Annotated in this window: 17 protein-coding genes; 11 read left to right on the top strand and 6 right to left on the bottom strand. The window is 70.5% G+C overall.

The window, feature by feature from the left end; all coding sequences use genetic code 11:
• Nucleotides 1-48 precede the first annotated feature (48 nt).
• Nucleotides 49-1,020: a hypothetical protein gene (locus DQE82_RS24790; RefSeq protein ID WP_113974266.1), complete on the top strand. Its 972-nt coding sequence runs from the start codon at nucleotides 49-51 to the stop codon at nucleotides 1,018-1,020.
• Between the two features lie 138 nt (nucleotides 1,021-1,158).
• On the opposite strand, the gene glnA is transcribed toward DQE82_RS24790, so the two are convergent.
• Nucleotides 1,159-2,583, bottom strand: a complete 1,425-nt coding sequence (gene glnA / locus DQE82_RS24785; RefSeq protein WP_113974264.1) for a type I glutamate--ammonia ligase — start codon at nucleotides 2,581-2,583, stop codon at nucleotides 1,159-1,161.
• Between the two features lie 234 nt (nucleotides 2,584-2,817).
• On the opposite strand from glnA, the gene DQE82_RS24780 reads away from it, so the two are divergent.
• Nucleotides 2,818-4,602 carry an N-acetylglutaminylglutamine amidotransferase gene (locus DQE82_RS24780; protein WP_113974262.1) on the top strand — a complete coding sequence of 595 codons (1,785 nt, stop codon included), beginning with the start codon at nucleotides 2,818-2,820 and terminating at the stop codon, nucleotides 4,600-4,602.
• 32 nt (nucleotides 4,603-4,634) lie between these two features.
• A complete protein-coding gene (locus DQE82_RS24775; protein WP_222948895.1) occupies nucleotides 4,635-4,898 on the top strand; it encodes a hypothetical protein in 264 nt (87 codons plus the stop codon).
• 67 nt (nucleotides 4,899-4,965) lie between these two features.
• Here the strand turns inward: DQE82_RS24775 and DQE82_RS30890 are convergent, their stop codons facing one another.
• The 4 genes from DQE82_RS30890 to DQE82_RS24760 all read right to left on the bottom strand — a co-directional run bounded on the left by DQE82_RS30890 (nucleotide 4,966) and on the right by DQE82_RS24760 (nucleotide 8,200).
• The gene (locus DQE82_RS30890; protein WP_013285860.1) at nucleotides 4,966-5,136 is read right to left on the bottom strand and encodes a hypothetical protein; all 171 of its coding nucleotides are present in this window, start codon (nucleotides 5,134-5,136) and stop codon (nucleotides 4,966-4,968) included.
• A gap of 449 nt (nucleotides 5,137-5,585) precedes the next feature.
• Entirely contained in the window at nucleotides 5,586-5,843 is a 258-nt protein-coding gene (locus tag DQE82_RS24770) for a hypothetical protein (protein ID WP_233514775.1), read from the bottom strand.
• 31 nt (nucleotides 5,844-5,874) lie between these two features.
• A complete protein-coding gene (locus tag DQE82_RS24765; protein ID WP_069090147.1) occupies nucleotides 5,875-6,870 on the bottom strand; it encodes a nitroreductase in 996 nt (331 codons plus the stop codon).
• Nucleotides 6,871-6,976: 106 nt separating this feature from the next.
• The gene (locus DQE82_RS24760) at nucleotides 6,977-8,200 is read right to left on the bottom strand and encodes a CdaR family transcriptional regulator (protein WP_113974260.1); all 1,224 of its coding nucleotides are present in this window, start codon (nucleotides 8,198-8,200) and stop codon (nucleotides 6,977-6,979) included.
• A gap of 83 nt (nucleotides 8,201-8,283) precedes the next feature.
• Here DQE82_RS24760 and DQE82_RS24755 point away from each other — a divergent pair, with 83 nt between their 5' ends.
• The 8 genes from DQE82_RS24755 (at nucleotide 8,284) to DQE82_RS24720 (ending at nucleotide 19,752) form a co-directional block, all read left to right on the top strand.
• Nucleotides 8,284-9,375 carry a ferredoxin reductase gene (locus DQE82_RS24755; protein WP_113974258.1) on the top strand — a complete coding sequence of 364 codons (1,092 nt, stop codon included), beginning with the start codon at nucleotides 8,284-8,286 and terminating at the stop codon, nucleotides 9,373-9,375.
• A 14-nt stretch (nucleotides 9,376-9,389) separates the two neighbouring features.
• Nucleotides 9,390-10,529 (top strand): acyl-CoA desaturase, encoded by a 1,140-nt coding sequence (locus DQE82_RS24750; RefSeq protein ID WP_043324718.1) that lies wholly within the window; start codon nucleotides 9,390-9,392, stop codon nucleotides 10,527-10,529.
• A 185-nt stretch (nucleotides 10,530-10,714) separates the two neighbouring features.
• Nucleotides 10,715-12,118 carry a glycosyltransferase family 4 protein gene (locus DQE82_RS24745; RefSeq protein ID WP_113974465.1) on the top strand — a complete coding sequence of 468 codons (1,404 nt, stop codon included), beginning with the start codon at nucleotides 10,715-10,717 and terminating at the stop codon, nucleotides 12,116-12,118.
• Between the two features lie 437 nt (nucleotides 12,119-12,555).
• On the top strand, nucleotides 12,556-13,725 hold the full coding sequence (locus DQE82_RS24740; protein ID WP_113974256.1) for an alanine--tRNA ligase-related protein: 1,170 nt from the start codon (nucleotides 12,556-12,558) through the stop codon (nucleotides 13,723-13,725).
• Between the two features lie 145 nt (nucleotides 13,726-13,870).
• Nucleotides 13,871-15,334 (top strand): 26S protease regulatory subunit, encoded by a 1,464-nt coding sequence (locus DQE82_RS24735; RefSeq protein WP_113974254.1) that lies wholly within the window; start codon nucleotides 13,871-13,873, stop codon nucleotides 15,332-15,334.
• A gap of 16 nt (nucleotides 15,335-15,350) precedes the next feature.
• Complete coding sequence (locus DQE82_RS24730) at nucleotides 15,351-17,171, top strand: acyl-CoA dehydrogenase (protein ID WP_113974252.1); 1,821 nt, start codon at nucleotides 15,351-15,353, stop codon at nucleotides 17,169-17,171.
• A gap of 642 nt (nucleotides 17,172-17,813) precedes the next feature.
• Nucleotides 17,814-18,530, top strand: a complete 717-nt coding sequence (locus DQE82_RS24725) for a hypothetical protein (RefSeq protein ID WP_147265162.1) — start codon at nucleotides 17,814-17,816, stop codon at nucleotides 18,528-18,530.
• 280 nt (nucleotides 18,531-18,810) lie between these two features.
• Nucleotides 18,811-19,752 (top strand): toll/interleukin-1 receptor domain-containing protein, encoded by a 942-nt coding sequence (locus tag DQE82_RS24720; RefSeq protein ID WP_113974248.1) that lies wholly within the window; start codon nucleotides 18,811-18,813, stop codon nucleotides 19,750-19,752.
• A 117-nt stretch (nucleotides 19,753-19,869) separates the two neighbouring features.
• Here the strand turns inward: DQE82_RS24720 and DQE82_RS24715 are convergent, their stop codons facing one another.
• Nucleotides 19,870-20,733, bottom strand: coding sequence for a tyrosine-type recombinase/integrase (locus DQE82_RS24715; RefSeq protein WP_043330232.1), 864 nt, complete (start codon nucleotides 20,731-20,733; stop codon nucleotides 19,870-19,872).
• Nucleotides 20,734-21,150 lie beyond the last annotated feature (417 nt).

Here is a 21,150-nt window from a genome sequence, read left to right as displayed (position 1 = left end):
GACCACCGCCCCCACGGGTGGCGGCACGCAGAGCGGCAGAATGACGAGGTGACCTCACCTGGTGTCTCATACGGCGACCTCGACCTGCTTGCCGACGCCGGACGCTGGCACGACCTGCTGAGGTTCGCTGCCACAGTCGAGGCGGGGCCGGTCGACCAGCGGCGGGAGACGGCCCACGTCGTGGCATTGGAAGCGCCGGCCGGGATCGCCGCCGCCGCAGCCGAACTGTTTCCCGACGACGACAAGGGCGTCCCGGGGCCCCTGTGGGAGGTGGTAGCCCAAAACCACACGTGGCGAGAACTGACCCCACATCTGGCCGACCCACGCACGCGGCATCTGACAGCCCACACTCGCGTGCTGCACGGCGAGGATCTCCGGGCGGCCGCCGACCTCGATCCACAGCTGCTCGATGCCCCGCTGTGCCTTCAGCCGTGGGAAGCCGCCAACTGGTACAGCACCTTGGACATCCCCGAGTACGACCGGTCCGGCAGCTCGGGATGCACCATCTGGGCCTGTCCAAGCCAGTTGGCCGACCCGAAGCCGCTACCTGTGACCACTGTACGGCCGGCACCGCACACCGCGGTGGCACTCCTCGACGGCCTGTCACCGGCCACGCAGGCGTACGCGTTCCACGGCACCGCATGGGAAGCGGCCTCGATGGTGGCCACCGACCGTGCCAGGATGCCCAGGGGTCAACGGTGGCAGGGCCTGCGGGGCCGCGAGGGATCACAGGTTCGCTTCGCCGATGTCTACCCCAGCTTGGTGCACCTGGCCACCGGCGAAGGGCCTTACGCGCGTCGGACCGGACAGGCGCTGGGACGGACAGCTCTCTGGAAGGCACTCGCCGCCATGGCTGACGTGACCCCTGCCGCAGGTCCGGGCAGCGTCAGCGCGCTTGTCAAACGTCTGCACTGCGTCGTCTGGCAGGAGCCCGACGACGAGATCTGGTACCTGCACCTGGCGATGGAAGACCCTGCGCAGGGCATCGCCTGGGTCATCACCGGCAACGCCTTCGACTGACCGGACAACGCCGTCAGCGCCTCGAAGCAGCGGCCATGTCGGCTATGAGCCGAGCATGACCGCCGTCCGTGAGGTCTACCAGCCTGTACCCGAGATCAGCAGTGATTCTGTTGATCCAGGTCAGCGCCGTGTTCGGTCTCAGCAGTCGTAGTACATCGCGAACTCGTGCGGCGTGGGCCGCAGGCGTACCGGGTCCACCTCGTTCGTGGTCTTCCAGTCGACCCAGGTCGAGATCAGGTCGTCGGTGAAGACCCCGCCGTCGAGCAGGTAGTCGTGGTCGGCCTCCAGCGCCGCCAGGGCCTCGGTCAGGGAGCCCGGGACCTGCTTGACGTCGCCCCACTCCTCCGGCGGGAGGTCGTAGAGGTCCTTGTCGATCGGCGCCGGCGGCTCGATCTTGCTCTTGATGCCGTCGAGGCCGGCCATGAGCATCGCGGAGAAGGCGAGGTAGACGTTCGCCGACGGGTCGGGGACCCGGAACTCGACGCGCTTGGCCTTGGGGTTGCTGCCGGTGACCGGGATGCGGGTGCAGGCGGAGCGGTTGCGCTGGGAGTAGACCAGGTTGACCGGGGCCTCGAAGCCGGGGACGAGGCGGCGGTAGGAGTTGATGGTGGGGTTGGTGAAGGCGAGCAGCGAGGGGGCGTGGTGCAGGAGGCCGCCGATGTACCAGCGGGCGGTGTCGGACAGGCCGGCGTAGCCGGTCTCGTCGTAGAAGAGGGGTTCGCCGCCGCGCCAGAGGCTCTGGTGGGTGTGCATGCCGGAGCCGTTGTCGCCGAACAGCGGCTTGGGCATGAACGTGGCGGTCTTGCCGTGCGCCCACGCCTCGTTCTTGATCAGGTACTTGAAGAGCTGGAGCTGGTCGGCCGAGTGCAGCAGCGTCGAGAACCTGTAATTGATCTCGGACTGGCCACCCGTGCCGACCTCGTGGTGCGACCGTTCCACAGTGAACCCGGCATCGACCATCCGGCGGACCATGCTGTCGCGCAGGTCGGCGTAGTGGTCGACCGGGGGCACCGGGAAGTAGCCGCCCTTGTAGGCGGTCTTGTAGCCGCGGTTGCCGCCCTCCTCGATCCGGCCGGTGTTCCAGGCGCCCTCGATCGAGTCGATGTAGTAGAACGACTGGTGGGCGGAGGTCTCGTGGCGGATGGAGTCGAAGATGTAGAACTCCGCCTCCGCGCCGAAGTACGCGGTGTCGGCGATGCCGCTCGCCGCCAGATACGCCTCGGCCTTCTTCGCCACGTTGCGCGGATCCCGGGAGTACGCCTCCCTGGTGAACGGGTCGTGGACGAAGAAGTTCAACGCGACGGTCTTCTGCGCGCGGAACGGGTCCACGAACGCGGTCGCCACGTCCGGCAGCAGCAGCATGTCCGATTCGTGGATCGACTGGAAGCCGCGGATCGAGGAGCCGTCGAAGGCGAGGCCGTCGGTGAACACGCTGTCGTCGAACGACTCGACCGGCAGGTTGAAGTGCTGCATCACGCCGGGCAGGTCACAGAAACGTACGTCGACGAACTTCACGTCCTCGTCGGTGAGGTATCGCAGGAGTTCCTCGGAATTGGCGAACACACGTCCTCCTGGCAGGCGTCGTTGATCCTGGCCACGTCCCGTGGCCGGACCGCCCGGGGACATGGCCCGTACCGCCACCGTACGACGGCGCGCCGTGCCCGGCTCGCCAACCGCCCATCCGGGTTTCCTTCGCCACAGGCCGGGTAGTCGCCGTACCCGGCGGACCGCCCGGGGAGACGACGCGGCGGGAGGTTGGCATGGTGGGTGCTCCGCGACTGACCGGTGGGCGCTGAGATGTGCGGGATCAGCGGTGAGGCCAGGTTCGACGGGGTCACCCCCGACACCGACGCGGTGAACCGGATGACAGCGGCGATGCGCTCACGCGGCCCGGACGGTGAGGGCGCGTGGGACGACGGCTGGATCGCGCTGGGGCACCGCCGGCTGACAGTCATCGACCTGTCCGAGGCCGGCGCGCAGCCGATGGTCCGCGACGACCTCGGCCTGGCGCTCGTGTTCAACGGCTGCGTCTACAACTACCCGCAGCTGCGCGACGAACTGCGCGCCGCCGGGCACACGTTCCACAGCACCAGCGACACCGAGGTGATCCTGGTGGCGTACGCGCAGTGGGGTGAGCGGTTCGTCGACCACATGGTCGGCATGTTCGCCGTGGCGCTGGTGGACCGGCGTCGCCGCCGGCTCGTGCTGGCCCGCGACCGGCTCGGCATCAAGCCGCTCTACCTCGCCGAGTCCCCGGGCCGGCTCCGGTTCGCCTCCACGCTGCCGGCGCTGCTGGCCGGGGGCGACGTCGACACCGGCATCGACCGGGTCGCGCTGCACCACTACCTGTCGTGGCACTCGATCGTGCCGGCGCCCCGCACGATCCTGCGCGGCATCCGCAAGCTGCCCCCGGCCACCGTGCGGGTGGTGGACGCCGACGGGCACAGCCGCGAGCGCGTCTACTGGCGGCCCGAGTACCGGCGCGACACGGCCCACGACGGCATGGACGCCGCCGACTGGCGGGCCGCCGTCGGGGACGCGCTGCGCACGGCCGTACGCCGCCGGCTGGTCGCCGACGTGCCGGTCGGGGTGCTGCTCTCCGGCGGCCTCGACTCCAGCATGATCGTCGCGCTGCTCGACGGCGCCGGGCAGCACCACCTCCAGACGTTCAGCATCGGGTTCGACAGCCGCGGCGACGAGGCCGGCGACGAGTTCCACTACTCCGACCTGGTCGCCCGCGCGTTCGGCACCGACCACCACCGCATCCAGCTCTCCGACGGCGATCTCGGTCCCGCCGTACGCGCCACCGTGGCGGCCATGACCGAACCGATGGGCAGCCACGACGTGGTGGCGTTCCACCTGCTCTCCGAGCAGGTCGCCCGGCACGTGAAGGTGGCGCAGTCGGGCCAGGGCGCCGACGAGGTGTTCGCCGGCTACGGCTACCACCACCGGCTCGCCGACGCGGCGCGGGAGAACGCCGCGGCCGAGTTCACCGCCGCGTTCTTCGACCGCGACCACGCCGAGCTGAACCGGGTGGTCGACCCCGCGTACACCTGTGAGCGCGACGCCAGCGGCGAGCTGGTCGCCGCGGACCTGGCCGCGCCCGGCGCGCAGACCGCCGTGGACGCGGTGCTGCGCCTGGACACGCACCTGATGCTGCCCGACGACCCGGTCAAACGGGTCGACAGCATGAGCATGGCCTGGGGACTGGAGGTGCGCACGCCCTTCCTCGACCAGGACCTGGTGGCGCTCGCCGCGGCCTGCCCGCCCGAGCACAAGCTGGCCCAGGGCGGCAAGGGCGTGCTCAAGGAGGTGGCCCGGGAAGTGCTGCCGGCCGAGGTCATCGACCGGCCCAAGGGCTACTTCCCGGTGCCGGCGCTGCGCAACGTCGACGGGCCCGTGCGAGAGTTGGTGGTCGAGGCGCTCAGCGCGCCCGAGGCACGCCGGCGCGGGTTGTTCCGTCGGGAGTACGTCGACGAGCTGCTGGCCGAGCCGGACCGGGCGCAGGCCGCCGCCGGCAGCAACAAGCTGTGGCAACTGGGCCTGCTGGAGTTGTGGCTGCAGTCGCACGGCGTGAGCTGAAGGGCCGCCCGGCCCGGGGCGGCGAGAGGAGCATGGTGAAGTTCGTCATCGAGAGCGAAGCCGACGGCACCGTGGGGTTCACCGTGGTCGGCGGCGACGGGCGGGTGCTCGCCACCGGGCAGCCCTGCCCGGACAAGGGCGCGGCGCTGGCCGCGGTGGGTGAGCTGATGCACGGGCTGGGTGAAGCCTGCATCGAGGACCGCACCGGGGCGACCGCCGGGCCGGTGGCCGGCACCCGGACCGAGATCGGCGACGACATGTCCGACATCGGCCGCTCCGGCATCCCGCCGGTCTGAGGCTGCTTCCGTGGCCGCCCTCCGGGGCGGCTGGAACCCGCCCGGTCGGCCGGGCGGGTTCGTGCGCTCACTGCTCGTCGTCGAGCACGTCCGTGTGGCCGTCGCGGGTGACGGTGGGCGGGAGGTGCTCGTCCGGCTGGGGCGCCTCGGCCAGCGTGTGGTGCGGGTCGCCGTCGGGCGAGAACAGCACCCGATCGGTCTTGCGGGTCTTCTCCTGCTCCTCCTCCGGCTCAGTCACCGCGTTCTCCCTCCGCTCACCGGCGCCCCGGGCAGGCCACCTCGCCCCACGCTATGCGCCGGACGGGCCCCGGGAGCGGGTTTCCGCCCGACGGCCGCCCCGCACCCGGCCCTGGTCGTCCCGACATGTCGACCCCCTCGCCGTCACGTACGGTAGTGCCAAAGCTGAGCCCGCATGGTTGACCTCGGGCCACTTTGCTCTGCAGCCATCGACGCGACGGTGACTCACGGCTACCGCCGCGTATGAGGCTGCAGAGCAAAGTCGGCGGAGAGGCAACAGCATCGTCAACGACCAGTTGAGCATTTTGGCTGCTCAGGCGCAGTGTGCGCGGAAAGGCGGTGCATTCGCCCCAGAAACCGCCCATCACTGAATGTGACGATGCGCTGCATCGGGATCGGGGTGACGGACAGTCACCACCTGGCCTGGGCTCGGGTCGCCGAAGGGGCCGATCAGGGCGGCCACGGTGGCGTGCCGCGCGGCCGGATCGGCGCGGGTGGCCCGGGCGACGACCGCGCGTTCCGCCAGCCGGACAGGCCGTCGGGCGGGTGGCGAAGCGTGCGACCGAGCGCGTGGGCCGTGAGGCGGTCGTCGACGGTCGCGCCCCGGGTCAGCTCCTGCGGCGACAGGTAGCGGCGGGACCCGGGCAGCCGGCCGGAGTCGAGCACGAACGGTCCCCGCCGGTACTCGTCCAGGTCGATCAGCCACATCCGGCGGGCATCGAAGTCGTAGAGGCCGGAGTCAGTCCACCACCTCGATGACGTCGCCCGGCGCGCGGCGCGGCGCCGGCGGCAGCTCGGCCTCCGGGCCCCAGCCGACCCGCACGATCAGGTACGGGCTGCCGATGCCGGCGAGCAGGTCACGCATCATCCGGCGCGGCCAGGCCAGCTCGACGGCGTCGCTGAGCGGTGCGCTGGCCAGCCCTTCGGCGGTGGCGGTGAGCAACAGCGCCGACAGCGCCTCGCCGCCGCGCAGCCAGGCGGCCGGCTCGTCGTCCTCACCGAACAGGATCAGGTACGCCGCGCCGCGGTCGAAGTCCGTGCCCGCGCTGAGGCCGGCCGCCCCGCCGGGCGCGTAGTCGCGCAGCGGCACCCGCCGTGGGGAGGGCCGCACGGCGGTGGCTGCGGGCACGCCGTCGCCGCTGCCCGCCGGCCGGTTGGTCCACCGGTTCAGCTCCTCCCGGTACGCGGGGTCGGCCAGCTCCGCCTCGGCGGCGCGGCCGGTGGACACGGCGAGCATCGGCATCTGGTCCGGCCGGACCACGTGCAGGTGGGCGCCCTCTGCCTCGACGGCGTCCCCGAGCCGGGCCAGCACCGCCTCCGGCACCGGCCGGTCGCCGTACGCCCGCCGGTCGGTGCGGCGGCGCGGGATCGCGTCGACGAGCCGGCCCGCCGGCACGTCCAGGTCGATCGGGCCGGTCGTGCGGATCCGGGCCAGCAACGACGGGTCGGACGGGTCGGGCAGTCGCTCGACCACCGCCGCCCAGCCGAACGCCGCCAGCGACACGCGCGCGTGGTGCAGGGCGGCGCCGCAGCTCAGCATCAGCAACCGGCCGTCCGGGTCGGTGTGCGTGAGCTGCCGATCCGGGTCGCCGCGCAGCTCCAGCGCGTCCGCGGTGATCCGCCAGCGCCAGGGCTGGGTGTTGAACACCGACGGGGCGTGCAGGGACTGCCGGGCGGCCGCCTCCAGCACCCGTACCCTCGGGTCCTGGCCGGTGCGGGTCGGTGTGCTGTTCATGGCGGCCCTCCTGGTTGCTCGTCCCCTTCCGACCCTGCCCGCCGCCGTCGCGGGCGGACAGGGCCGGAGGTCCCGGCCGCACCGGGCCGTGCGCCCCGGCGCGACGTCAGACGGCGTCCGCCTCCGGGGGTACGGCCAGCGCGATCGTGAGGTCGAGGACGGCGGCGGGGTCGAGCAGCCGGTCGCCGAACAGCTCACGGAGCTTGCCCATCCGGTAGCGGACGGTCTGCGGATGCACGAACAGGTCGGCGGCCACGTCGTCGCGGCGTCCCTGGTGCAGCAGCCACGACCGCAGCGTCTCGGCCAGCCGGTGCGCGGTGGCCGGGGGCAGCGCGGCCAGCGGCGCGAGGGCCTGCGCGCGCAGGTCGGCCAGCGCCTCCGGGTCCACGCTGAGCAGCAGCGTGGCCAGGTGACGCTCAGTGTCGACCGGCCCGGCGTCCGGCTCGCCGAGGCCGAGCGCGAGCGCCCGGGTGGCCCGCTGGTACGACGCGGCGACCCGGTGCCAGGGGCGGGCCGGGCCGAGCACCGCCCGGTGCCCGTGCAGCAGCCGGGTGAGCTGGCGGCGCCGGCCGCCGTGCATGTCCGGCACCAGCAGTACGGCCAGCTCCTCGACCGGGTTCATGCCGGGCAGGTCCTCGCCGCTCTCCAGCGTGTGCGGGCTGAGCAGTGCCAACACGGCGCGCAGGTGCCGGCGGGGCAGCAGCACCACCGTCAGCGTCTGCGGCGGCGGCCAGTCGGCGCGCTCCGCGCTGCGCCGCAGCGACTCCTCCGGCTCACCGGCCAGCAACTGCTGGGTGAGCCGTTCCAGGCTGCGGCGGCGCATCCGGCCGGCGCTGGCCAGCTCGTCGGCGTGCCCGGCCACGCTCGCCGCGGACAGCTCGTCGATGTACGCGAACATCAGCTCGGCGAACTCGGCCACCGTCTCGGCGGCGAGCCCGCTGCGCACCGTCGTGGTGGACACCTCACGCCAGGCCACCCGTGCGCCCACCCGGTACGCGGCCAGCAGCGCGTCCATGCTGCGCCCCGAGCGGGCCTCACCGCTGCCCAGCGCGTACGCGGCCTCCAGCGCCGGGGCCAGGGGAGTGCTCGGGTCGAACGCCTGGGTACCCTCGATGAGCTGGAGGAACGTGCCGAGCGCGATGCGTACCGCGTTTTCGATCTTCGCCCGCATGGCGCCGGTGAGCGCGCCTGAGTAGTCCGGCACCTCGGCGGTGATCGCGGAGACGGTCCGTTCGGCGACCATCGGCAGCCGGTCGCGCAGCGTCGCGGCCATGCCGGCCTCGAGGTTGAGGTGCGCGGCGCGCTGCCCAGTGCCGGCCTCCAACGTCATGTTGTTCCCTCCGAACAAAAACCCGCGACCTTTTCACCTTTGCTGGTCAAGATGTTATGCGATCGGGCGGTCACGCTGGTCATATGACCACAACTGCCTCCCGCCGCCCTCAGAAGGTCACCTTCCGGGACAGGCTGCTGCGGCTGGCCGGAACGGTCACCACGCCGGTGCTGCCCGACGACTACCTCGACCTGATCGCGCCGCTGCGCGCCGGCGCACCGCTGCGCGGCCGGATCGTCGCCGTCCGCCCGGAGACCCGGGACGCGGCCACGCTGGTGATCCAGCCCGGCCGCGCCTGGCAGGGGCACCTGCCCGGGCAGTACATCCGCCTCGGCGTCGACGTCGACGGCGTGCGCCAGTGGCGCGCGTACTCGGTCACCTCTGCGCCGGACGCCCCCGACGGCCGGATCAGCGTCACCGTGAAGGCCATCCCCGACGGCAAGGTCAGCAACCACCTCGTACGCCGGCTCCGGCCCGGCACGATCGTGCACCTCGACCAGGCCCAGGGCGAGTTCGTGCTGCCCGCCACGACGCCCGAGCGGGTCCTGTTCCTCACCGCCGGCAGCGGCATCACCCCGGTCATGGGGATGCTGCGCTCCGGGCTGGCCGACCGGGCCGACGTGGTGCTCGTGCACTCCGCGCCCACCCGCGACGACGTCATCTTCGGTACGGAACTGCGCACGCTCGCCGACCGCGGCGCGCTGCGGCTGGTCGAGCGGCACACCGACACCGACGGCCTGCTCGACGTCGCCGAACTCGCCGCCCTGGTGCCCGACCACCTCGACCGCGAGGCGTGGGCCTGCGGCCCGATCGGCATGCTCGACGCGGTCGAGGGGTACTGGTCCTCGAACGGCCTCGTCGAACGGTTGCACACCGAGCGGTTCCGCCCGACGGTGATCACGCCGGGCGAGGGAGGCACGGTGACCTTCACCGGAGCAGGGGTGACAGTCGAGTCCGACGGCGCCACCACCCTGCTCGACGCGGGGGAGAACGCCGGAGTGCTGATGCCTTCCGGGTGCCGGATGGGCATCTGCTTCGGCTGCGTCGTACCGCTGCGCCAGGGCGCCGTCCGTGACCTGCGCAACGGCGACGTCACCACTGCCGTACCGGGGGACGGCGTGCTCGTCCAGACGTGCGTGTCGGCCGCCGCCGGTACCTGCGACATCGATCTCTGACAGGAGCCACCCACGTGACCGTCATCCAGAAGAAGGCCGTCAACCCGATCGCCCACCTGAGCGCCGAGGACATCGAGATCATCGGCAAGGAGTTGGACGCGATCCGGGACCGGGTCCTCGCCGACCGGGGGGAGCGGGACGCCCGCTACATCCGCAAGGTGGTCAAGACCCAGCGGACACTGGAGATGAGTAGTCGCGCGGTGCTGTTGTTCTCGCTGTTCCCGCCGGCCTGGATCGTCGGCACGGCCGGCCTCACGGTCGCCAAGATCCTGGAGAACATGGAGATCGGGCACAACGTCCTGCACGGCCAGTGGGACTGGATGCGCGACCCGAAGATCCACTCCACCACCTGGGAGTGGGACCACGTCTCCCCGGCCGACCAGTGGAAGCAGTCGCACAACGAGCTGCACCACCGCTACACCAACGTCGTCGGCAAGGACAACGACCTCGGCTACGGCATCATGCGCGTCGACGAGGACCAGCCGTGGCACCCGATGCACCTCGGCCAGCCGCTCTGGAACCTGATCAACGCCATGTTCTTCGAGTACGGCATCGCCGCGTACGACATGGAACTCGGCGACCACCTCAAGCAGCGCAAGCTCAAGGACCCGAAGTTCCGCGCCAAGGCCCGCGCCGTCGGCCGCAAGATCCGCCGCCAGGTGCTCAAGGACTACGTGGTGCACCCGCTGCTGTCCGGCCCCTCGTTCCTGACCACGCTCGCCGCCACGTTCACCGCGAACCTGCTGCGCAACGTGTGGAGCCACTCGGTGATCATGTGCGGGCACTTCCCCAACGGCGTGGAGACGTTCGAGAAGACCTCCATCGAGGGCGAGACGCGCGGCGAGTGGTACCTGCGCCAGATGCTCGGCTCGGCCAACATCAGCGGCAGCCGGCTGCTGCACATCATGACCGGCAACCTGTCGTACCAGATCGAGCACCACCTCTTCCCCGACCTGCCCAGCAACCGCTACCAGGAGATCGCGCCGCAGGTACGCGCGCTGTTCGACAGGTACGGCCTGCACTACACCACCGGCCCGCTGCCCAAGCAGGTCGCGTCCGCGTGGTGGAAGGTCATCCGCCTGTCGCTGCCCAACCGCAACGACAGCCGGCAGCCGGTCGCCCCGGCCCCGCTGGTCTCCTCCGGCACGGCCTGACCGGGGCCGTTCGGTGCACGGCCGGTGAACTTCCACCGGCCGGCACCCGACCAGCCGCTGCACAGTCGGTATCCGCGCAGCTCAGAGCGGTCTTCGCGGCCGTCGTGACAGCCCCGCGTCCCCGTACACTCGCGCCCGTCCGGGCGTACGGGTGAAGGGGTGGAACGCCGATGCGGCGCGTGGTCATGCTCGTCGACAACGCGGTCGAGGGTGACTCGCGGGTGCAGAAGACGGCCCGCTCGGCCGCCGACGCCGGCTGGGACGTCACGCTGATCGGCTGCGCCCACGTCGACGCCGAACGCCGCTGGCGGCTCGGCGACGCCGAGGTACGCGTCCTGCCGCTCGCCGCCGCTCGCGCCACTCCACCCGCCACCGCATCGGCCGTCCTCTCCAGCCCGCGCGGCGGCGCCTCCGCCTCGGGCCGTGACGCTGGTTCGCGCGACGGCTCCGGCCTGCGTGGCGTGTCCGGTCTGCGCAGCGTTTCCGGGCTGCGGGCTCGGCTGGTGGCCCGGGGCGGACTGCCGTTGCGCGCGGCGCGGCTGGCCCGCCGGCCCGTCGAGCACGCCGAGGTCCGTTTCTGGCGGGCCCGGCTGCGCGACGGGGCCTGGCGGCGGCTGGAGCCGGGCCTCTGGGACTACGAACGGGTCGCCGGACCGGTCGTCGACGACCTGCGCCCCGACCTGATCCACGCGCACGACTTCCGGATGCTCGGCGTGGCCGCCCGCGCCGTGGACCGCGCCCGCGCCGCCGGACGTGACGTCAAGCTGATCTGGGACGCGCACGAGTGGCTGCCCGGGGCGCGGCCGCGTCGGGACAACGCCCGCTGGCTGCCCGCCCACCTCGGTTACGTCCGCGAGTACGTCGGTCACGCCGACGCGGTCGTCACCGTCTCCGACACGCTCGCCGACCTGCTGGTACGCGACCACGCCCTGCCCGAACGCCCGACCGTGATCCTCAACGCCCCGATCGCCGCCACCACGGAGACATCCGCTCCCGATCTGCGGAAGCGCTGCGGTCTGCCACCGGACACGCCGCTGCTGGTCTACAGCGGGGCGATGGCCGTGCAGCGCGGCGTGGACACGGTGGTCGAGGCGTTGCCGCTGCTGCCCGGCGCACACCTGGCGCTTGTCGTCGCCGACCCGGCTGCCGCCTACGTCCGCCAGGTCGTCGCCCGTGCGGCCCGGCACGGGGTGGGCGACCGGGTGCACGTGCTGCCGTACGTGCCGCACCGCCAGCTCGTCGCGTTCCTCGCCACCGCCGACATCGGGCTGATCCCGCTGCACCACTGGCCCAACCACGAGATCGCGCTGATCACCAAGTTCTTCGAGTACGCGCACGCGCGGCTGCCGATCGTGGTCAGCGACGTCCGCACCATGGCCGAGACGGTCCGGGCCACCGGGCAGGGCGAGGTGTTCCGTGCCCGCGATGCCGCCGACCTGGCCCGCGCAGTGCGGGCGGTGCTCGCGGATCCGGCCCGTTACCGCGCCGCGTACGAGGGTGAGGACTCCCCGCTCCCGGGGTGGACGTGGGAGGCGCAGGCCGAACGCCTCGACGCCCTCTACCGCCGCCTGCTCACCCCCATTCGCTGACGCCCGCCTCCCGCCACCCACCTCCCGCTTCCCGCCTCGCTCGGGTGGAACACCACGGGTGTCTCCGGCCCGTTTTGACACCCATGGCGTTCCACCCGCACCCCGGGGGCGGCATGGTCAACTCCAGCTCGGCGAAGTGGCGGCATCCGAGGGGCGCCGACCCCGCCATTTCGGGGGAGTGGTGTTGATCATGAGACGCGAGGGCGGGGCGCGGGAAAAGTGGTGGGCGGGACAGGGGCGGCCGGGCTAGCGTCGATGTATGCAGAGCAGGCGCAGTCTTACCGCCGCGGCCGCGCGAGCTTCCCGCTCGCCGGTTGCCGCCGCCTGACCTGCCCCACACCCACGCCGGCGACCGGAAACGGTCCGCCGGCGTCGTCGTGTCGACGCCAACGCGCGCGGCGGGCCGTCCGGTCACCCGTACCCGGAAGGCACCCGCCATGACACCCGACGACATCACCCGGACGTTCCTGGACCACTACCACCGGCACGACCATCAGCGCGCGCCGGAGAGCTCACTCATTCCGCCGCCCGGTGACCCGGTGCTGTTCACCACGTCCGGCATGCACCCGCTCACGCCGTACCTGCTGGGGCGCCCGCACCCGGGCGGGCGGCGATTGGCGAACGTGCAGCGGTGCCTGCGCACCACGGACCTGGACGAGGTCGGCGACGACACGCACCTGACCGTTTTCCAGATGCTCGGCTCGTGGTCGCTCGGCGACTACGACATCGCGACCAGCCTGCGCTGGGGCTTCGACCTGCTCACCGACGGGTTCGGCATCCCGGTGGAGAGGCTGCACGCCACGGTCTTCGGCGGTGGCAGCGGTGAAGGACCGGACGTCACCGCGCGGGACACCTGGACCGGGCTCGGTGTGCCGGTGGAGGCGCTGGGCGAGGACAACTGGTGGTCCAACGGCCCGACCGGCCCCTGCGGACCGGACTCGGAGATCTTCGTGTGGACCGGCGACGGCCCGCCCACCGGCATGCCCAGCAGCGACGCGCGGTGGGTGGAGGTGTGGAACCACGTGCAGATGCGCTACCACCGGCACCCCGACGGGCGGCTCACGCCGCTGCCGCACTCCAGCATCGACACCGGCATGGGCCTGGAACGGCTGGAGATGGTGTTGCGCGGCGACCGGTCCGTGTTCACCGGCGACGGGCTGCGCCGGTGGGTGGACGAGGTAGGCAACTGGGGCCTGCGCGGCACGGACCTGCGCGTGGTCTCCGACCACCTGCGGTCCGCGGTGGTCGTGCTCGGTGACGGGGTACGCCCCGGCAACACCGGCCGCGGGTACGTGCTGCGGCGGCTGCTGCGCCGCGCGCTCACCGTGCTGTGGCGCGACGACCCGGCGCGCACCCTCGACGACCTGCCGCCCGAGCTGTACGCGGACACGCTGCGCCGCTTCCGTCAGCCGGCCGACGTCGGCTCGCTGCACGCCACGCTGGTGGACGAGGAGCGCCGCTTCCGCGGGCTGCTGCGACGCGGACGGCCGCTCGTGGACCGGGTACGGGAGCGTGGCCCGCTGACCGAGCGCGACTACCACTGGCTGCACGACACCCACGGGCTGCCCCGCGACCTGGTCGACGGCCTGCTCGCCGAGACGAGCTGAGCAGCGGCCGGGGGAGCGGGCCGGGCGGGCACCAGCCGGGGAGCAGCAGCCGGCTCAGCGGTGGCCGCCCGGCCGGGCCGGTGCCAGACTCGGAGGCGGACGCCACGCGAGGGAAGCGGACGCCGCCGTGAGGAGAGGGCTGCCGATGACCGAGGTACGGCCGGACGAGGAGACGGTGCCGCTGCTCGGCGCCGAGGTGCGCATCGCCGACGCGGCGGGGCTGCTCGCCGCCGCCGTCGACGGGCCGGTGGAGCTGCTGGTCGACGGCGACTTCCCGGCCCCGGTGCGGGAGGCGCTCTGCACCGTGCGCGCCGACACCGCGCACGGGCAGCCGGCGCACCGCTTCGAGGCGTACCTGCGGGTGGAGAGCACCCCGGCGGGCCTGCTCGCTCTCGGTCTGGCCGGGCCGGTCGGCGTGCTGCTCGCCGAGCGGCTGGCCGCCCGCGGCGGCGACGGCCCGGCCGCCGCGGTGGGCCGGATGGCCGCGGAGGCCGGACGGCGGATCTGGCCGCGACCGGTCGCCACGCTCGCCGCGCCGCCCGGCGACGAGGCCGGCCGTGAGGTGCTGCGCGCGGCCCGGGAAGCCGGGCTGCGGCCCCGCGTCGACCAGGACAACGGCACGGTACGCATCCACGCCGACGTACCAAGCGCCGACGTGGGTCCGGCGCACCTGACGGCGATGCTCGGCCTGCTGCTCCAGGCGGTACGCGAGTTGTCCGGCGACAGCGACGAGCCGACCGTGCTGCGCGGACGGACGTACGTCGTGGGGCGGCGACCGGTGACGACGGCGGCCGGGCCGCGCAGCGCGACAGTGACCCTCGACCAGGTCGGCGGCCTGTCCGACGTGGTCGCGCAGTTCCGCGAGGTGGCGGTGTCGTTCCGGCACCCGGCGGCGATGGCCCGCTGGGGCGCGCGCCGGCCGCAGGGCATCCTGATGTACGGGCCGCCCGGCACCGGCAAGACCATGCTGGCCCGGGCCCTCGCGAACGAGATCGGCGCGGACTTCGTGGAGATCCGCACCCCGGAGATCCTGGACAAGTACCTCGGCGGCTCGGAACGCAACATCAAGCGCATTTTCCGGGAGGCACGCCGCTACCGGCGGCCCACAGTGATGCTGTTCGACGAGTTCGACTCGATCATCAGCTACGCCGGCGCCGGCGGCGACGCGGCCAGCCAGGCCGTCAACGCGGTAGCGGGCATCTTCAAGCAGGAGATGAACACGCTGTTCGAGGAGAACCCCGACGTCATCGTGGTCGCCACCACCAACTTCCCGCACCGCGTCGACGCCTCGCTGATCCGGTCCGGCCGCTTCGACCTGAAGATCGCCATTCCGGCGCCGGACGAGGCCGGACGCGCGGAGATCCTCACCAAGATGGTCCGCGAGCTGATCGACCGGCACGAGCGGCCCGGCTTCACAATGTTCGCCGACGACCTCGACCCGGCCGCCCTCGCGGCCGACACGGCCGGGCTGACCGGCGCGGACCTTCGCGAGGCGCTACGCCGGGTGCAACTCGCCAAGGCACTCCGGGAAGCGGCGGAGGGTGCGCCACCGGCTCCGATCAGTCAGGATGACCTGCGGGAGGCCGTCGCCGGGTTGCGCCGCGGCTGACCGGAAGGAGTCCACATTGTCCTCGTCCGATCTGCTGCTGTCCCGCCGTGACCTCACGTTCCTGCTGCACGACTGGCTGGACGTGACCCGGCTGACCGAGCGACCCCGCTACGCCGAGCACACCAGGGAGACCGTCGACGCGGTGCTGGACCTCGCCGCCCAGGTGGCCGCCGAGCGCTTCGCCCCGCACAACCGGGCCGCCGACACCGGCGAGCCCACGTTCGACGGGCAGCGCGTACGGACCATCCCGCAGGTCAAGGCCGCGCTGGAGGCGTTCGCCGAGACCGGGCTGCTCGCCGCCACCATGGACGAGTCGGTCGGCGGCCTGCAACTGCCGCACACGGTGGCCGCCGCCGCGTTCGCCTGGTTCCAGGCCGCCAACGTGGGCACGTCGGCGTACCCGATGCTCACCCTCGGCAACGCCAACCTGCTGCTCGCCCACGGCAGCGCCGAGCAGATCGCCACCTGGGTACGCCCCATGGTCGAGGGCCGGTTCTTCGGCACCATGTGCCTGTCCGAGCCGCAGGCCGGCAGTTCCCTGACCGACCTCACCACGCGGGCCGAGCCGCAGGACGACGGCACGTACCGGATCGTCGGCACCAAGATGTGGATCTCCGGCGGCGACCACGAGCTGGCCGAGAACATCGTCCACCTGGTCCTGGCCCGCATCCCCGGCGCGCCGGCCGGCGTGAAGGGCCTGTCGCTGTTCATCGTGCCGAAGACGCTGCTCGACGACGACGGCAACTTCGGGCCGCGCAACGACGTGGTGCTGGTCGGGCTCAACCACAAGCTCGGTTACCGGGGCACCACCAACACGTTGCTGAACTTCGGCGAGGGCGTGCACCGGCCGTACGGGCGGGCCGGGGCGGTCGGCTACCTGGTGGGACAGCCGCACCGGGGACTCGCGGTCATGTTCCACATGATGAACGAGGCGCGTATCGGCATCGGCGCCGGCGCCACCGCGCTCGGCTACACCGCGTACCTGAAGTCCGTCGCGTACGCCCGGCAGCGCCCGCAGGGCCGCCCGGTCGCCGACAAGGACCCCACCACGCCGCAGGTGCCGATCGTGGCCCACCCCGACGTACGCCGGATGCTGCTGGCCCAGAAGAGCTACGTCGAGGGCGCGCTCGCGCTGGTGCTCTACTGCGGACGGCTGCTCGACGAACAGAAGACCGCGCCCGCCGAGGCCGACCGTGAAAGGGCGCAACTGCTGCTGGACCTGCTCACCCCGATCACCAAGAGCTGGCCGGCGCAGTGGTGCCTGGCCGCAAACGACCTGGCCATCCAGGTGCACGGCGGGTACGGCTACACCCGCGACTACGACGTCGAGCAGCACTGGCGCGACAACCGGCTCAACGCCATCCACGAGGGCACCCACGGCATCCAGGCCCTCGACCTGCTCGGCCGCAAGGTCACCATGCGCGACGGCGCCGCCCTGGAACTGCTGCTGGAGACGATCCGCGGCACCGTCAACCGGGCGTGGAAGGCCGACGGGTTCGCCTCCGAGATGGCCGGACAGCTCGCCGCCGCGGTGGACCGGATCGCCGTGGTGACGCGGCGGTTGTGGGCGCCAGGCGACCCGGAGCTGGCGCTGGCGAACGCCTCGGTCTACCTGGAGGCGGTCGGGCACGTGGTGATCGCGTGGATGTGGCTGGAGCAGGTGCTCGCGGTGGAGGCGCTGGGGTCACCGGACGGGGCCGAGGGGGAGTTCCTGGCGGGGAAGAGGCAGGCGGCGCGGTACTTCTACAGGTGGGAGTTGCCGAAGGTGGGGGCGCAGTTTGACCTGCTGGAAGGGCTGGACCGGACGACGCTGGACATGCGCGAGAGCTGGTTCTGAGCTGCTCAGGGTTGCGTGAGGCCGACGGATGCCGTCACCACCAGAGCCATTGCGCACCGTGTCGGCGTTGCCGGGTGTTCGAGACGGTGTCGGCCCCCCGGTTACCACGGTGCTCCTTCGCGGCGTTGCGGCATGCGGCTTTCGCGGCCTGACGCTACCTGCTGGTCAGACGGAGTCGATGAACCAGCGCGGTAGGCCTCGCCGCCGACCAGTGACCGCAGGCCGGCTCGCGGGGCCATGCGGACCGTCTTGGTCCGTACGAGGCATGGTCGCGTCTTTCGGAGCCGCGGGCGCAGCCACCCGGGGGGAACGAGCCTAGGCTGTGCGTCATGGAAGGGATGGCGGTGCTGCTGCTGTGCCCCTGCGTGTTCTTTGTGTTGCTGTTCTTCGCCGCGACCGTGATCCTCTGGTTTCAGACCAAGCCGAGCGGCCGGTAGCTGAATCGGCCGTCGGAAGGTGTGGCTTCCGACCCGAACCGGAGCCGGTTCTTCAGCAGGTTCAGAAGTTGCCGGCACAGCCGCTCGTTCGGCGAGCATGGCGCGCTGATCGCGGCATGAGAGCATGCCTGAGCACCTACCCGAAACGAACCGTCGCCATGCCATCCACAAGTGAGGGTGCAGGTTTCCTCATATGATACCCGTTATGGCAGCAGCTACAGTTGACCAGATACCAGCATGGATCACCGCCGCCATCGCCGCAGCCGCTGCCGTCGCAGGTGCGATCGCCGCAGCTGCGGCAACCGTTCTGGCTGCCAACAAGAGGGTGCGCGAGGTCGAAATTGGCTATCTTCAAAAGATTCAAGAAAGTTACCTCGAAAACGCACGAGCCTACACGCAGGGTGTGTACGTTCCGATTGCTATTCAGCTGACCAAGCTTTCGACCGCGTTCGACAAGTTCCGCGTTGATGCCAGCATCGATTCGATTGATGCGGGGGTGAGAATCAACTTGGAGCAGTCGATGGCCGATTTTGTGGAAATAGTCCAGGTGTTGCTAGAACGCGGGGCGTCGGCCTTTCTCACTACCACGCTTGAGAGTGAGCTCGAGGACTTCTTGGCTTTCGTCACGGCATCGCGGACTGCGACGTCAACTCTCAGGCAGGCCGTGGTGCGGTACAGCGTGTTGGGTGTTGGCGTTGAGGGAGAGATCCAATCAGAAGCCATGATTCGCCAAGCCTATCTAATGAGAAGCTTTAATGTGCTTCCCTTCATGGTGGCAAGAGTTCACATTAGGCGTGACCAAGTGCTTGCGGCGGTACCGGGGACCAAAGACTTTGAAGTTGCACTCGTTGAGGGCATCGGACGCTTGCGCGTCCTCATTAAGGAAGTCACGCTTGGATCCCAGGCGCGTCAGTCACCTTGAGCAGCAGATGCGCCTTTGGGGGGTGGTTCGCGAACTGGCTCCACCCGCCCTCTCATCGGCAAATCAGTTGCAATCGCGGAAGCGCCTCGGTGGCACACTCAACTCGGCACGACCGTGTTCCACCCTGCGCGGCTCGCGAGAAGCGTGACGCCTACACTGGCCGCGCCCGGGCGGCGGCAAATGAGGATGCCGGTGCGGCATGACCCGAGACACGGATCGATCCACACGAGGTCAGATTGCCGACCGAGTGATCTCCCCTGCCACTCACTAGTCTCCAAGGATGGACTCGGATCAGTTCGACTTCTTCATCAGCTACGCGGCACCAGATCGAGCCTGGGCTGAGTGGATCGCAGCACAGTTACGGGAGGCCGGCTGGACGGTTTGGCTGGACGCCTGGGAGATCAGGCCGGGTGGGAACTGGATGCAAGCTATCGCCGCTGCCGTCGACCGCTCACACAGCGTGATCGCCGTCATCTCGCCCCAATCGCTTGGATCGCAACGACACACGACCGAAGAGTGGTTCAGCTTCCTCGTCGGAGGTCCGGAGAAGCGCGTTATCCCGGTCCTGGTTGCACCCACCGAGGTGCCGACGCTACTGCGTCCGATCAGCCAGATCCGGATATATGGTCTCTCCGAGGAGGAGGCTCGAACTGCTCTACTGTCAAGTCTGGCGCCTCCGCGAGCAAGACCATCGACCACGCCGACCTTCCCCGGCGCGAAGACCGGCGATCGGCGGCTCGACCCGGATGCCATGTCCCGTCCCGCCAAGCGACGAGACAAGAAGAAGGTGTTCATCAGCTACAGCCACAAAGATGCCGATTGGCTTGAACGCCTACTGGTCTTCCTGAAGCCGATTCACCGCGACGGCATCATCCAGCTTTGGTCGGACAAGGACATCAAGCCTGGCCAAAACTGGCGCGCTGAGATTAACGTAGCGTTGAACGTGGCCGGCATGGCCATACCGCTGATCAGTTCGGACTTCCTCGCATCGGACTTCATCGTCAACGAGGAATTGCCTAAGCTGTTCCAGGCCGCCGAGCACGAGGGAACGAAAATCATGCCGCTTATCCTGCGACCGAGTCGGTTCGAGCGAACGCCGATTCTGTCGGCGTTCCAAAGTGTTAACCCGCCGTCCCACCCGTTGTCAGCCCTTCGCAGGTCGCAGTGGGAAAAGATTTTGGCCAACCTCTCCGATGCGATCGAGGACGAGCTCAGCGAATGAAGTGCGGCGCCTAAAAATCTGCCGGAGGGATTCTGACGCTATCCAAGGGGTCAATCAAGCTGGCGGAGCGCCTGCAATTACGACGAGTTCACTACTCGGCAAAGTCGCGAGCGCTGGCTATGTCCCGGAGGCCATGTACGCGGCCAGGATGTAATTGGGGTGGCGGTCGAGGTTCTTGCGTGCCCGGTCGTAGCGCATGGTGGTACGCGGGTCGGCGTGGCGGGCGGCGATCTGCACGTCACGCAGGCTGACACCGGCGTCGAGCATCGTCGTCACGAACGTGTGGCGCAGCATGTGGGGATGCATCCTCGGCATCCGGATCCCTGCGGCTCGGGCCAGGTGCTTGAGCCGGCGGGTGGCGGCGTGCCGGTCCATCTGCCGACCATGGGCGTTGCGCAGGATCGGCCCGCTGGTGCGCTCGTCAACGGCCCGATCCATGGCTCTGGCTACCGCGGGTGGCAGTGGGACGAGGACGACCTTGCCGCCTTTACCGCGCACGCGTAGGACCCGATGCCCGTGTTCCTCACCGAGGTCGGCAATGTTCGACCCGCAGGCTTCGAAGATCCGCAGCCCGAGCAGGCCCAAGAGCGCGACCAAGGCGAAGTCGTTCGGGTTCGAGGACTGTCGGGCGGTGCTGATCAGCGCTTCGAACTGCAGGTGACCCAGTCCGAGGGTCGGTGACTCGGCCGGCACCGTGGGCCGGCGGACGTAGTCGGCCGGGGAATGTTCCAGGATGGCGTCGATGACGCAGACCCGGTAGAACCCGACCACGACCGACAGGCGCCGCGAGACCGTCGAGGGCTGGTACCGGCGTACGTCCTGCAGCCAGCGTACGTACCGCTCGATGTCCACGCGCACCGCAGCCAGTGGGTCAAGGTCTTGGTCGGTGCACCAGCGTAGAAAGATCCGCAGGTCGGACTCGGTATGAACACGAGTCTGGCCACGGTAGCGGCCCAAGAAGGCGGACACCGCGGCGCGCACCACGAGTTGATCGGCCGGTACGACATGGGAAGCGGAAGCAGGAGAGGTAGTCATACATCACCGTGCGTCACCACCGGCGATGAACACCAGTCCACCCGGAGGCGGCAGATCCGGATGCCAGGTAGTGCGCTTCAGCCGGAAGGCTCCTTCCCGAACTTCGCTGTAGATACACCGCTGCGATACAGGTTGCCCTGCGTGCCCATCGTCGATCTGCTACGAGCCGTACTGACCGCACCGGGCCTGACCGGGCACCGTGGATCGGGGCATCCCGCTGGAACTCAAGCGCCTAATACTCCAACGTCACTTCGCTCGTCTGCGCTGGTAGTGGGATCGACGGGCTCGGGCTTGGGATGTTCGTCGCCAGATCGACCAGTGCAGGGTGTGCGCTGATGGTGGTGCTGTGGCGAGGACGAACGC

Origin of the sequence: Micromonospora sp. LHW51205, from assembly GCF_003315815.1 — a bacterium.
Taxonomy (GTDB): domain Bacteria; phylum Actinomycetota; class Actinomycetes; order Mycobacteriales; family Micromonosporaceae; genus Micromonospora; species Micromonospora chalcea.
Note: the sequence above shows the minus strand (reverse complement) of the source record. Positions and strands in the feature narration are given on the sequence as shown.